This is a genomic window from Streptomyces sp. NPDC055506, assembly GCF_053643595.1.
In genome coordinates this window covers 24,467-38,211 of sequence record NZ_JBSHKH010000078.1, presented here as the reverse complement: position 1 = coordinate 38,211, position 13,745 = coordinate 24,467, and the positions used below count along the sequence as shown (strand labels likewise).

General features: G+C 68.9%; 5 protein-coding genes, 1 tRNA gene and 1 rRNA gene. 6 read left to right on the top strand and 1 reads right to left on the bottom strand.

Going from position 1 to position 13,745, the window contains the following annotated elements:
• The 3 genes from rrf to ACWIF2_RS26310 all read left to right on the top strand — a co-directional run.
• Positions 1-86 (top strand): 5S ribosomal RNA (gene rrf / locus ACWIF2_RS26320); the annotation flags it as partial.
• A gap of 114 nt (positions 87-200) precedes the next feature.
• Complete coding sequence (locus ACWIF2_RS26315; RefSeq protein WP_382498704.1) at positions 201-863, top strand: DegT/DnrJ/EryC1/StrS family aminotransferase; 663 nt, start codon at positions 201-203, stop codon at positions 861-863.
• Positions 864-935: 72 nt separating this feature from the next.
• Positions 936-1,011, top strand: a tRNA-Thr gene (locus ACWIF2_RS26310).
• Between the two features lie 43 nt (positions 1,012-1,054).
• On the opposite strand, the gene ACWIF2_RS26305 is transcribed toward ACWIF2_RS26310, so the two are convergent.
• Positions 1,055-3,808 carry a SpoIIE family protein phosphatase gene (locus tag ACWIF2_RS26305; protein WP_454363158.1) on the bottom strand — a complete coding sequence of 918 codons (2,754 nt, stop codon included), beginning with the start codon at positions 3,806-3,808 and terminating at the stop codon, positions 1,055-1,057.
• Positions 3,809-4,186: 378 nt separating this feature from the next.
• Between ACWIF2_RS26305 and ACWIF2_RS26300 the strand changes: the two genes are divergently transcribed.
• The 3 genes from ACWIF2_RS26300 (at position 4,187) to ACWIF2_RS26290 (ending at position 13,554) form a co-directional block, all read left to right on the top strand.
• The gene (locus ACWIF2_RS26300) at positions 4,187-9,676 is read left to right on the top strand and encodes a HAMP domain-containing protein (protein WP_454363157.1); all 5,490 of its coding nucleotides are present in this window, start codon (positions 4,187-4,189) and stop codon (positions 9,674-9,676) included.
• A 307-nt stretch (positions 9,677-9,983) separates the two neighbouring features.
• A complete protein-coding gene (locus ACWIF2_RS26295) occupies positions 9,984-10,664 on the top strand; it encodes a response regulator (RefSeq protein WP_189721890.1) in 681 nt (226 codons plus the stop codon).
• Positions 10,665-10,791: 127 nt separating this feature from the next.
• A complete protein-coding gene (locus tag ACWIF2_RS26290; RefSeq protein ID WP_454363154.1) occupies positions 10,792-13,554 on the top strand; it encodes a DNA translocase FtsK in 2,763 nt (920 codons plus the stop codon).
• Positions 13,555-13,745 lie beyond the last annotated feature (191 nt).

The following is a 13,745-nucleotide window of genomic DNA, read 5'->3' as shown; positions in this document are numbered from 1 at the left end:
GTTACATTCCGAACCCGGAAGCTAAGCCTTTCAGCGCCGATGGTACTGCAGGGGGGACCCTGTGGGAGAGTAGGACGCCGCCGAACAATCATTGAATGGGTTGGTCCCGTAACTTCGGTTACGGGACCAACCCTTTTTTGTTGCCCGTCACTTGAAGTTCACGTTGCGCGCTCAGCATCCAAAGCATGGGTACTGCTGCAATGCTCAGGGCCGCCGGAGTCGGACTCGGTGACGAGGTCGTCGTGCCGGCCTTCGGGAACGTCGAGGTCGCCGAGGCCGTTGCCATGGCCGGGGCGATGCCGGTGTTCGCCGACATAGATCCTGTCACCTACTGCCTCGACGCCGTCGCTGTGGAAGCGGCGGTAACTCCGCGCACCGCGGCTGTGGTTGTCGTGCACCGCTTCGGGCGGCTCGCCGACCTCGCGCGGTTGCACACGTTGGGAGCGCGGCACGGACTGCTCGTGCTGGAACAGGGAGAGTCCGAGGCGCCGTACGACGAGATAGCTCAGCGCAGGGAGCGTGCGGGTTACCTCGACGCGAAGCTGAGGGGCGTGCGGACGCCAGACGACGGTGACGGGCACACCTATCAGCAGTACGTCGTGCGGGTCCCGGGCAACGGGCGACCGGACCGGGACGCTTTCGCGCGGGCTGTGCGGGCCAAGGGAGTTGAATGCCGGGTGCCGGTGAAGACCCCGGTGCATCGGCTGCCCGAATTCCGGCGGTGTGTTTCTCTCCCGGAGACGGAGCGAGCCGCTGACGAGACGCTTGCGCTGCCGGTCGACGCGACGTTGACCAAGCGGGACATGCAGCGGATCGTGTCCGCCTGCAACGCCCTTGGAGGGCTGCTGCAGCCCGCCTTCTGACGTGGTTGGGAGCACGGGTCTGTTCGGGGTATGATCTATTCCGTTGCCGCGCGGGAAACCGCAACGCGACAGGCCCCTATAGCTCAGTCGGTAGAGCGTCTCCATGGTAAGGAGAAGGTCAGCGGTTCGATTCCGCTTGGGGGCTCCAGCAGAAAAGGCCCCACCCATTCGGGTGGGGCCTTCTCCATGTCCTAGTCCTTGTGGAGGCCCGGGACGCGCATGGCCAGGATCGCCATGTCGTCCGACGGGGCGTCCGACGCGAAGCGCTCCACCGCGCGCATGATGCGGGCCGCGACCGCTCCGGCCGTCAGGCCCGTGCAGGTCGTGAGGACATCGGCGAGGCCGTCGTCGCCCAGCATGCGGGCGCCTTCGCGGCGTTCGGTGACGCCGTCCGTGACGCACAGGAGGACATCGCCAGGGTCGAGGGTGACGGTCTGCTCGTAGAGCTCCAGGTCCTCGATGACGCCGAGGAGCGGCTGGGGTTCGGCTGCCGGTTCGACCGAGCCGTCCTGGCGCAGGCGCAGCGGGAGCGGGTGGCCGGCGCAGACGACCTTCAGTTCCGCGCTGCCGTCCTCCTGGGGCCGCATCTCGCCGTAGAGGAGGGTGAGGAAGCGGCTGCGGGCGCCTTCGTCGAGGATGGCGGAGTTGAGGCGTTCCAGGACCGCCGGGCCGCTGAGGCCCTCGCGGGCCAGGAGGCGCAGGGCGTGGCGGGCCAGGCCGGTGACCGCCGCCGCGTTCGGGCCCGTACCGCAGACGTCGCCGATGGCGAAGCCGTAGGCGCCGTCGCTGATGGGGAAGACGTCGTAGAAGTCGCCGCCGACCTCGTTGCCCTCGCCGGCGGCGCGGTAGATGACCTCGACCTCGACGCCCGCGATCACGGGGAGCTCCGGGGGCAGGAGGCTGCGCTGGAGGGACTGGCTGATCGCCGTGCGCTCCGAGTAGAGGCGGGCGTTGTCCAGGGCCAGGGCGGCTCGGCGGGAGAGGTCCTCGGCGAGTTCCAGGATCTCCTGGCGGAAGTGCTCGTCGGTCGGCTTGCCGAGGGTCAGCATGCCGATGACGCGGTTGCGGGCGACCAGAGGGAGGACGACCGTCTCGCCGCCGACGGCGGAGGCTGTGGCGAGGGTCGGGCCGATGCCGGGGGTGACCTGGTGGGTCGGGCCGCCGCTGAGGCCGAGGCTGCGCATGGAGCTGCGCAGGGCCGCCTGGTGGGCCACCTCGCCGGGGGCCGTCCAGACACGGGCGCCGGGGGTGGGGACCGGGTCGGGCGGCGGGACCTTCGACAGCAGGGACTTGATGCCGTCGATGAGTTCCTCGTCCTCGTGCAGGACGTACGAGAGGTACGGCTCGGAGGCCTGGTCCGCGATCGTGTAGACGGCGCACCAGGTGGCGAGGGTCGGGACCGTCATCTGGGCCATCAGGGCCAGGGTCTGGTCGCGGTCCAGGGTGCCGGCCAGCAGGTCGGACGCCTCGACCAGGAAGCTCAGGGAGCCGCGGCGCAGGCGTTCCAGTTCGCCCAGGCGGGCCGATTCGACGGCGAGTGCGATGCGGTCGGCGGCGAACTGGAGGCGCAGTGCCTCCTCGTTGGAGTATCTGCCGGGTGCTTCGGCGGCGACCCCGAGGGAGCCGGTGAGGCGGCCCTCCACCTTCAGCGGGACGGTGACGACCGAGCGCATGCCCGTGCTGTTCAGCAGGGGCACCGCGCCGGGGACCGCCGTCAGGTCGTCGTGGACGGCCGGCATGCGGGCCGAGCCGTAGCGGCCGGGGCCCGCCTCGACGGGGACGCGGGCGAAGCGCTGGCGGGCGGAGGGCAGGCCCGTGGAGGCGCGGACCTCCAGTTCCGTCTCGTCGTCCGTGGCCAGCAGGAGGAAGGCCGAGTCGCCGTCGAGCATGTCGCGGGCGCGTTCCACCGTGCGCTGGAGGAGGCCGTCGAGGTCGTCCGGGGCGGGGGAGCCGATGAACACCTCGAAGGGGTCGGTGCTCTGGCCCTCGGAGGTGGTCGAGGTGTCGGAGGCGGGGCCGCGCAGGGGCGTCTGCAGAACGGCCCTTTCGTGGTCCCTCACGAGGAGGCACACGGTTGACGGTTCGCCGCCGGTGTCGCGGACGCGCAGGTGGGAGGCGTAGACGGGGGTGACGCGGCCGGTGGCGGCGCGGATGCCGTAGCTGCCCTCCCAGCGGGAGAGCTGGAGGGCCTCGGCGATGCCGGTGCTGGTGCCCGGGGTGTGCGGCCAGGCCGCGAGGTCGGTGAGGGGCTTGCCGGTGACCTGCTCGGCCGGGTAACCGAAGAGTTCCTCGGCGTCCTCGCTCCAGGCGCTGATGTGGCCGGTGCGGTCGATCTGGATGACGGCCACGCGGACCCGGCCGTCGGCGAGGGGGAGGAGGTCGGCGGGGAGGGCCGGTCCGGCCGCTCGGGTGCCGACCGCGCGTGCCGGCAGGTCGAGTTGGAACCAGACCGTCTTGTGGGTGGGGGTGTACTCGACGCCCCAGCGGCCGGCGAGGGCCGCGCAGAGCTGGAGGCCGCGGCCGCCCTCGCGGTCGGGGCTGCCCATGTTGATGGCCGTGGCCTGGAGCGGGATCTCACGCTCCGGATACCGGTCGGCCACCTCGATGCGCACACCGTCGTCGCTGCGCAGGCACAGCAGGTCGGCGGAGGTGCCGGCGTGGACGACGGCGTTGGTCACCAGTTCGCTCGTGAGAACCACGGCGTCGTCGACGATGTCGGCGAAGCCCCAGCCCTGGAGGGTGTCGCGGACGAAGGAGCGGGCGCTCGCGACCGAGCGCCCGACGGGCTCGAAACTGGCGGCCGCGCGCGCGGTGATCACAGAACTCCTTGACCGGTTCTCGACGTGCTGGGCTGCGTGACCGACCGGCTCGCGCCGCTGGTGCGGCAGGCTGCCCGTCGGCCGGGGGTCCGGGGGCTGTCCCCCCGGGATCAGTCCGGTGGTCATGTGTGCGGCCGCCCCTCCGATGCCCGCTCGTCTTCGTGCCACCGCCCAGGCCGGACGGACCGGCGCGGCTGGACAGCCGGATGCAAGGTTACTTACCTTCGCGGTCCATTCGGATGCCGGTCTGCAGTGTTTCCGTCCGGAGGGTGTGCGGACGATGTGCGAAGCTGCCGAACTGTTATGGCCTGGTTCGGCCAGGGTGAAACACTGGGCAAGCTTCTTGTGAAGGTCCGGGCAGGCTGAGTGCCCAATGCGTACGGCGGGCAGCAGCCCTCTGGCGAGAGCCTGATATGCAGGGCAGAGAATACGCAGTAGTAACTGGTACGCCGAGCGCGATACCCGAGCACAGCAGTGACGGTCGACCCCTGCGGGAGGGACACAGTGGAGTCTGGCGCAGCGACGCGTGGCACGAAGACGCGCGCGAAAGGCGGACAGTCCCCGAGCAACCAGGGCAAACAGTCCCCGGGTAACCAGGGCAAAGCGCGCAATGGCACCACCGAGGTGGATACGGCGGCCCTGAACCGTCTGATGGCGGCCCTGGTGTCGATGCGGGACGGGAACTTCCGCAAGCGGCTCACGGTGTCCGGGGACGGCGTGATGGCCGAGATCGCGGCCGTCTTCAACGAAGTGGCCGACCGGAATCTGCATCTGACGGGCGAGCTGGCCCGGGTGCGGCGGATGGTGGGCCGGGAGGGCAAGCTCACCGAGCGGCTGGAGACCGGGGCCTGCGAGGGCTCGTGGTCGACGGCGATCGACAACTCGAACGCGCTGGTGGACGACCTGGTGCGGCCGGTTTCCGAGGTCAGCCGGGTGCTGTCCGCGGTGGCCGAGGGTGATCTGTCGCCGCGTATGGAGTTGCGGACGCAGGCCCAGGACGGGAACGGGCATCCGCTGCGCGGTGAGTTCCTGAAGGTCGGGCGGACGGTCAACAACCTGGTCGACCAGCTGTCGACGTTCACCGACGAGGTCACGCGTGTGGCCAGTGAGGTGGGCACCGAGGGCAAGCTGGGCGGGCAGGCCCGGGTGCGCGGCATGTCGGGTTCGTGGCGGGATCTCACCGACTCCGTCAACACGATGGCGTACCGGCTGACGGCCCAGGTGAGGGACATCGCGCTGGTGACCACGGCGGTCGCCAAGGGTGATCTGTCCCGGAAGGTCACGGTCCAGGTGGCCGGCGAGATGCTGGAGCTGAAGAACACCGTCAACACGATGGTGGACCAGCTGTCGGCGTTCTCCTCCGAGGTGACCCGAGTGGCCCGTGAGGTGGGCACCGAGGGTGCGCTGGGCGGGCAGGCGCAGGTGCCGGGCGTCGCCGGTGTGTGGAAGGAACTGACCGATTCGGTGAACACCATGGCCGGGAACCTCACGGCCCAGGTGCGCGGGATCGCGGAGGTGACGACCGCGGTCGCCAACGGTGATCTGTCGCGGAAGGTGACCGTGCCGGCGCGCGGCGAGGTCGCGCAGCTGGCCGACACGATCAACCAGATGACCGAGACGCTGCGGATCTTCGCGGACGAGGTCACGCGTGTGGCCAACGAGGTCGGGGCCGAGGGGCAGCTCGGCGGTCAGGCGAACGTGCCGGGTGCGGCGGGAACGTGGAAGGACCTCACCGATTCGGTGAACACGGTCTTCCGGAATCTGACCACTCAGGTGAGGGACATCGCCGCCGTGACGACGGCGGTGGCCAACGGTGATCTGTCGCAGAAGGTCACGGTCGACGTGGCCGGCGAGATGCTGGAGCTGAAGAACACCGTCAACACGATGGTGGACCAGCTGTCCTCCTTCGGTGCCGAAGTGACGCGTGTGGCGCGAGAGATCGGTGTCGAGGGTGAGCTGGGCGGCCAGGCGCAGGTGCCGGGTGCGGCCGGTACGTGGAAGGACCTGACGGACTCCGTCAATACGGCGTTCCGGAACCTCACCGGACAGGTGAGGAACATCGCCCAGGTGACGACGGCGGTGGCCAACGGCGACCTCTCGCAGAAGGTCACGGTCGATGTCTCCGGCGAGATGCTCAAGCTGAAGAACACCGTGAACACGATGGTGGACCAGCTGTCGTCCTTCGCCGATCAGGTGACCCGGATGGCCCGGGACGTGGGCACGGAGGGCCGTCTCGGCGGTCAGGCCCGGGTGGACGGCGTGTCGGGCACCTGGAAGGAGCTCACCGACTCCGTCAACTCGATGGCGGGGAACCTGACCTCCCAGGTGCGCAACATCGCGCAGGTGACGACGGCCGTGGCCCGGGGTGACCTGTCGCAGAAGATCGATGTCGACGCTCGCGGGGAGATCCTCGAGCTGAAGAACACCATCAACACGATGGTCGACCAGCTGTCGTCCTTCGCCGAGCAGGTGACCCGGGTCGCGCGCGAGGTGGGTACGGACGGCCGGCTGGGCGGTCAGGCGCAGGTGCCCGGCGTCGCCGGTGTGTGGCGCGACCTGACCGACTCCGTGAACGGCATGGCGTCCAACCTGACCGGCCAGGTGCGCAACATCGCCCAGGTGGCGACGGCGGTGGCCCGGGGTGACCTGTCCCAGAAGATCACCGTGGACGCGCGCGGCGAGATCCTGGAGCTGAAGAACACCCTGAACACGATGGTGGACCAGCTGTCCTCGTTCGCCGAGGAGGTCACACGTGTGGCCCGTGAGGTGGGTACGGAGGGCATCCTGGGCGGTCAGGCCGAGGTGCAGGGTGTCTCCGGCACCTGGAAGGACCTCACCCAGTCCGTGAACGGCATGGCCAACAACCTGACCATCCAGGTGCGCAACATCGCCGAGGTCACGACCGCGGTCGCCCGGGGCGATCTGTCGAAGAAGATCACCGTCGACGCCAAGGGCGAGATCCTCGAGCTCGTCACGACCGTCAACACCATGGTCGACCAGCTGTCCTCGTTCGCCGAGCAGGTGACCCGGGTGGCCCGTGAGGTGGGCACCGAGGGCATCCTGGGCGGCCAGGCACACGTTCCGGGTGTCACGGGCATCTGGAAGGACCTGAGCGACAACGTCAACCTGATGGCCAAGAACCTCACCACGCAGGTGCGGAACATCTCCCAGGTCTCGGCGGCGGTCGCCAACGGTGACCTGACACGGCAGGTCACCATCGAGGCGCGCGGTGAGGTCGCGCAGCTCGCCGACACCATCAACACGATGGTGAAGACCCTGAGTTCGTTCGCCGAGCAGGTCACCAAGGTGGCCCGTGAGGTGGGCACGGACGGCATCCTGGGCGGGCAGGCGCATGTGCCGGGTGTGGCCGGTACGTGGAAGGACCTGACCGAGTCCGTGAACGGCATGGCGTCCAACCTCACCGGCCAGGTGCGCAACATCGCCATGGTGACCACGGCCATCGCCAAGGGTGACCTGACGAAGAAGATCGACATCGACGCGCGCGGCGAGATCCTGGAGCTGAAGACGACCATCAACACGATGGTCGACCAGCTGTCCTCCTTCGCCGAGGAGGTCACCCGGGTCGCCCGCGAGGTGGGTACGGAAGGGCAGCTCGGCGGGCAGGCACGCGTGCGTGACGTCGACGGGACGTGGCGTGACCTGACCGAGTCCGTGAACGAGATGGCCGGGAACCTGACCCGGCAGGTGCGTGCCATCGCGCGCGTGGCGACCGCGGTGACCCGTGGTGATCTGAATCTGAAGATCGACGTGGACGCGTCCGGGGAGATCCAGGAGCTCCAGGACTACATCAACAAGATGATCGCCAACCTGCGCGACACCACGATCGCCAACAAGGAGCAGGACTGGCTCAAGGGCAACCTGGCCCGGATCTCCGCGCTGATGCAGGGCCGCCGCGACCTGGAGGACGTGGCCTCGCTGATCATGAGCGAGCTGACGCCGGTGGTGTCCGCGCAGCACGGCGCGTTCTTCCTGGCCATGCCGCTCGTCGACGGCGAGGACAAGAACGCCGCGGGCGACGACCAGTACGAGCTGCGCATGCTCGGCTCGTACGGCTACTCGATGGGCTCCATGCCGACGTCGTTCCAGCCCGGTGAGGCGCTCATCGGGACGGCCGCGACGGAAAAGCGCACGATCCTCGTGGAGAACGCGCCCAGCGGCTACCTGAGGATCTCCTCGGGGCTCGGTGAGGCCCCGCCGGCGCAGGTGATCGTGCTGCCGGTGCTGTTCGAGGGCAAGGTGCTCGGGGTCATCGAGTTGGCCTCCTTCACTCCCTTTACGCAGATCCAGAAGGATTTCCTCAACCAGATCGCCGAGATGATCGCCACGAGCGTCAACACCATCTCCGTCAACACCAAGACCGAGCTGCTGCTGGCGCAGTCGCAGGAGCTGACCGAGCAACTGCGTGAGCGGTCGGCGGAGTTGGAGCAGCGGCAGAAGGCCCTCCAGGCGTCCAACGCCGAACTGGAGGAGAAGGCCGAGCTGCTGGCCCAGCAGAACCGCGACATCGAGGTGAAGAACACCGAGATCGAGGAGGCGCGGCAGGTCCTGGAGGAGCGCGCCGAGCAGCTCGCTGTGTCGATGCGCTACAAGAGCGAGTTCCTGGCGAACATGTCGCACGAGCTGCGTACGCCGCTCAACTCGCTGCTGATCCTGGCCAAGCTGCTCGCCGACAACGCCGAGGGGAACCTCTCCCCGAAGCAGGTCGAGTTCGCCGAGACCATCCACGGGGCCGGTTCCGACCTGCTCCAGCTCATCAACGACATCCTCGACCTGTCGAAGGTCGAGGCGGGCAAGATGGACGTCTCCCCGACGCGTATCGCGCTCGTGCAGCTCGTGGACTACGTGGAGGCCACCTTCCGCCCGCTGACCGCGGAGAAGGGCCTGGATCTGTCCGTGCGGGTCTCGCCGGAGCTGCCCGCGACGCTGCACACCGACGAGCAGCGGCTGCTGCAGGTGCTGCGCAACCTGCTGTCGAACGCGGTGAAGTTCACCGATTCGGGGTCGGTGGAGCTGGTCATCAGGCCGGCGCGGGACGACGTGCCGCAGCGGATCCGGGAGCAGCTGCTGGAGACCGGGTCGCTGACCGACCCGGACGCCGAGCTGATCGCGTTCTCGGTGACGGACACCGGGATCGGTATCGCCTCCAGCAAGATGCGGGTGATCTTCGAGGCGTTCAAGCAGGCCGACGGCACGACCAGCCGCAAGTACGGCGGTACGGGTCTCGGGCTGTCCATCTCGCGGGAGATCGCCCAGCTGCTCGGCGGTGAGATTTACGCGCAGAGCGAGACGGGCCGCGGCTCGACGTTCACGCTGTACCTGCCGCTGCACCCCAGTGAACTGCCGCCACAGGGCTACCAGCAGCAGCTGCCCGCCCTGGAGGCCGGTGACCTGGTGTCGTCGTCCGACCTGTCGGAGCTGTCCGAGGCGGAGGTCGACACGCCGGCCGAGGTGAAGTCGTACCGCGACACGCAGAACGGACCGGCGGCCCTGTTCCGGCGGCGCCGCAGGATGCCCGAGCTGCCGCGCCCCGCGCAGCCGGAGCAGTGGACGCCCGCGGAGCCGGAGGTGCTGCCCAAGCCGCACCGCGGCATCCGGTTCGGCGGCCAGAAGGTCCTGATCGTCGACGACGACATCCGCAACGTCTTCGCCCTGACCAGCGTCCTGGAGCAGCACGGCCTGTCCGTGCTGTACGCCGAGAACGGCCGTGAGGGCATCGAGGTGCTCGAGCAGCACGACGATGTGGCGGTCGTCCTGATGGACATCATGATGCCCGAGATGGACGGGTACGCGACGACCACGGCGATCCGCAGGATGCCGCAGTTCGCCGGGCTGCCGATCATCGCGCTGACCGCGAAGGCCATGAAGGGCGACCGCGAGAAGGCGATCGAGTCGGGCGCTTCGGACTACGTCACGAAGCCGGTCGACCCCGATCACCTGCTCGCGGTGATGGATCAGTGGATGCGAGGGGAATGAGGGGAACGTTGGGTCGCTACGCAACCATGGCGGGAAGGTTCGGTGTTCACGCGGAGTTGCCGACTCGATGTGCGCATAGTCGTGTAGAAGTACAAGATCTGGGGAACCTTCTGGTCTCCTGCTGCGTTTCCGCTACGTGCACAGTGACATCACGGTGACAGGGTGTGGCGACAGGCAGGGTGCGGCTACGATGACCGGCACAAGGACGGGCGACGTAAGGGAGTCGTCCCCTGGGGCGGCACCCACCGGTGCGTCCTCAGGTCTCGCGGACAGGGGAGGCCCCACGCCGGGGCGAGGAGGGCGGGCCATGGTGCAGAAGGCCAAGATCCTCCTGGTCGATGACCGGCCGGAGAATCTGCTGGCGCTGGAGGCGATCCTCTCTGCGCTCGATCAGACGCTGGTGCGGGCATCGTCCGGGGAGGAAGCACTCAAAGCGCTGCTCACGGACGACTTCGCGGTCATTCTGCTCGACGTCCAGATGCCGGGCATGGACGGCTTCGAGACAGCTGCGCACATCAAGCGTCGTGAGCGGACCCGGGACATCCCGATCATCTTCCTCACGGCGATCAACCACGGCCCGCACCACACCTTCCGGGGTTATGCGGCGGGTGCGGTCGACTACATCTCCAAGCCGTTCGACCCGTGGGTGCTGCGCGCGAAGGTCTCCGTCTTCGTCGAGCTGTACATGAAGAACTGCCAGCTGCGTGAGCAGGCGTCGCTGCTGCGGCTCCAGTTGGAGGGCGGCGACAAGAGCGCCGGCGGCGAGGCCAAGGAGTCGGCCGGGCTGCTCGCGGAGCTCTCCGCTCGGCTCGCGGCCGTCGAGGAGCAGGCCGAGGCGCTGACCAAGCAGCTGAACGACGAGTCGACGGACGCGGCCGCGGTGGCCACGGCGGCTCATCTGGAGCGCAAGCTCACGGGGTTGCGGCGGGCGCTGGACGCGCTGGAGCCGGGCACCGGAAGCACGTCGTCGGTGCCCTCGCAGAACTGACGCGCGGGCGGGCGTGGTTGTCCGCCCATGAACGCGCGTCAGTTTCGCGCCTCTCCCGGAGCGACACGAACGGGTGAAGCCGTAGGCACACGTGTCCCCTGCCGTCTCCACCGGTAACCTCACACCTATGGCCTCACGTTCCTCCGCAGCCAAGAAGCCGCCCGCGAAGAAGGCGGCCGCTTCAGCGAAGGCTCCGGCGAAGAAGGCCGCTGCCAAAAAGGCTCCCGCGAAGAAGGCGCCCGCCAAGAAGGCCGCGGCGAAGAAGCCCGCGCCCAAACCGGCACCCAGCCCGACCGGAGGCATCTACCGGCTCGTGCGCGCCGTGTGGCTCGGTGTCGCGCATGCCGTCGGTGCCGTGTTCCGCGGCATAGGGCAGGGCGCCAAGAACCTCGACCCGGCGCATCGCAAGGACGGTGTCGCGCTGCTGCTGCTCGGCATCGCGCTGATCGTCGCCGCGGGCACCTGGGCCGATCTGAAGGGCCCCGTGGGCGATCTGGTCGAGATCCTGGTGACCGGCGCCTTCGGCCGGCTCGATCTGCTGGTGCCGATACTGCTCGCCGTCATCGCCGTGCGGTTCATCCGCCACCCTGAGCAGCCCGAGGCCAACGGACGCATCGTGATCGGTCTGTCCGCGCTCGTGATCGGCGTGCTCGGCCAGGTCCACATCGCCTGCGGTTCGCCCGCGCGCGGCGCCGGCATGCAGGCCATAAGGGACGCCGGCGGGCTCATCGGCTGGGCCATGGCGACGCCGCTGTCGTACGCCATGGGCCATGTGCTCGCCGTACCGCTGCTCGTGCTGCTGACGGTCTTCGGGCTGCTGGTCGTCACGGCCACTCCCGTCAACGCCATTCCGCAGCGGCTGCGGCTGCTCGGGGTGCGGCTCGGGATCGTCCGCGACCCGGCCGAGGACGAGTTCGGATTCGCCGAGGACGACGAGCGCTACGAGGAACAGTGGCGTGAGGCGCTGCCCGCGCGCCCGCGTGGCAGGCGCACGCCGGCGCCCGAGGCGTACGACCCCGACAGCGCCGAGCAGGAGGCGCTCTCCCGGCGCCGCGGCCGTCCCCGGCGGTCCGCCGTACCGCAGCCCGAGATGAACCGGCCCATGGACGCGGTGGACGTCGCCGCCGCGGCCGCCGCCGCGCTCGACGGCGCCGTCATGCACGGGATGCCGCCCTCGCCGATCGTCGCCGACCTCACCCAGGGCGTGACGGTCGGGGACCGCGAGGCGACCACGCCGACGCCCGTCCCGGCCGCACGCCCTCAGCAGGACAAGGCCAGGCCCAGGCAGGACAAGCTCAAGCAGGACAAGCCCGAGCAGGAGAAGCCGAAGGCGGGCGTGCGGGACCTCACCAAGGCCCCGCCCTCCGAGCCCCGCGACCTGCCCCCGCGTGCGGAGCAGTTGCAGCTCTCCGGCGACATCACGTACTCCCTGCCGTCTCTCGACCTGCTGGAGCGCGGCGGCCCGGGCAAGGCGCGCAGCGCCGCCAACGACGCCGTCGTCGAGTCGCTGACCACCGTCTTCACCGAGTTCAAGGTGGACGCCAGTGTCACCGGCTTCACCCGCGGGCCGACGGTCACGCGCTACGAGGTGGAGCTCGGCCCCGCCGTGAAGGTCGAGCGGATCACCGCGCTGACCAAGAACATCGCCTACGCCGTCGCCTCCCCGGACGTGCGGATCATCAGCCCGATCCCCGGCAAGTCCGCGGTCGGCATCGAGATCCCGAACACCGACCGGGAGATGGTCAACCTCGGTGACGTACTCCGTCTGGCGGAGTCCGCTGAGGACGACGACCCGATGCTGGTCGCCTTCGGCAAGGACGTCGAGGGCGGCTTCGTCATGCACTCGCTGGCGAAGATGCCGCACATGCTGGTCGCCGGCGCCACCGGTTCCGGCAAGTCGTCCTGCATCAACTGCCTGATCACCTCGATCATGATGCGGGCGACCCCCGAGGACGTGCGGATGATCCTCGTCGACCCCAAGCGGGTCGAGCTGACGGCCTACGAGGGCATCCCGCACCTGATCACGCCGATCATCACCAACCCCAAGCGGGCCGCCGAGGCGCTCCAGTGGGTCGTGCGCGAGATGGACCTGCGCTACGACGACCTGGCGGCCTACGGATACCGGCACATCGACGACTTCAACCGGGCCGTGCGCGAGGGCAAGGTCAAGCCGCCCGAGGGCAGTGAGCGGGAACTCCAGCCGTATCCGTATCTGCTGGTCATCGTGGACGAGCTGGCCGACCTGATGATGGTCGCGCCGCGGGACGTCGAGGACGCGATCGTGCGTATCACGCAGCTCGCGCGCGCGGCCGGCATCCACCTGGTGCTCGCCACGCAGCGGCCGTCGGTCGACGTCGTCACCGGTCTGATCAAGGCCAACGTGCCGTCGCGGCTCGCCTTCGCCACCTCGTCGCTGGCGGACTCGCGCGTCATCCTCGACCAGGCGGGCGCCGAGAAGCTCATCGGCAAGGGCGACGGGCTGTTCCTGCCGATGGGAGCCAGCAAGCCGACCCGTATGCAGGGCGCCTTCGTGACCGAGGAGGAGATCGCGGGCGTCGTCCAGCACTGCAAGGACCAGATGGCGCCCGTCTTCCGGGACGACGTCACCGTCGGCACCAAGCAGAAGAAGGAGATCGACGAGGACATCGGCGACGACCTCGACCTGCTGTGCCAGGCGGCCGAACTGGTCGTCTCCACGCAGTTCGGGTCGACGTCCATGCTCCAGCGCAAACTGCGCGTCGGCTTCGCCAAGGCCGGCCGGCTGATGGACCTCATGGAGTCCCGGAACATCGTCGGGCCCAGCGAGGGTTCCAAGGCACGTGACGTTCTTGTGAAGCCTGATGAGCTGGATGGCGTGCTCGCGCTGATCCGGGGGGAGTCTGAAGGGTAGGGAAGCGGGACACGGTGGTCGCCTCGCGGGGCGTGTACGGCAACCGGGTGTCCGGATCGTGACTCACCCGTTAGGGATCATTGGCAACCGTTTCCCCCCGGCGTACGTCAAGTTGAGGGAGGCGAAAAGCACCGACCCCACCATCGGAATGTCGGGCCATTCCGATGGCGTACAAAGTGACACCGCCCGGT

Bases quoted from the DNA above. Each gene is read 5' to 3' on its own strand.
- ACWIF2_RS26315 (WP_382498704.1), top strand. From the start codon at position 201: ATGCTCAGGGCCGCCGGAGTCGGACTCGGTGACGAGGTCGTCGTGCCG.
- ACWIF2_RS26305 (WP_454363158.1), bottom strand. From the start codon at position 3,808: ATGACCACCGGACTGATCCCGGGGGGACAGCCCCCGGACCCCCGGCCG.
- ACWIF2_RS26295 (WP_189721890.1), top strand. From the start codon at position 9,984: ATGGTGCAGAAGGCCAAGATCCTCCTGGTCGATGACCGGCCGGAGAAT.
- ACWIF2_RS26290 (WP_454363154.1), top strand. From the start codon at position 10,792: ATGGCCTCACGTTCCTCCGCAGCCAAGAAGCCGCCCGCGAAGAAGGCG.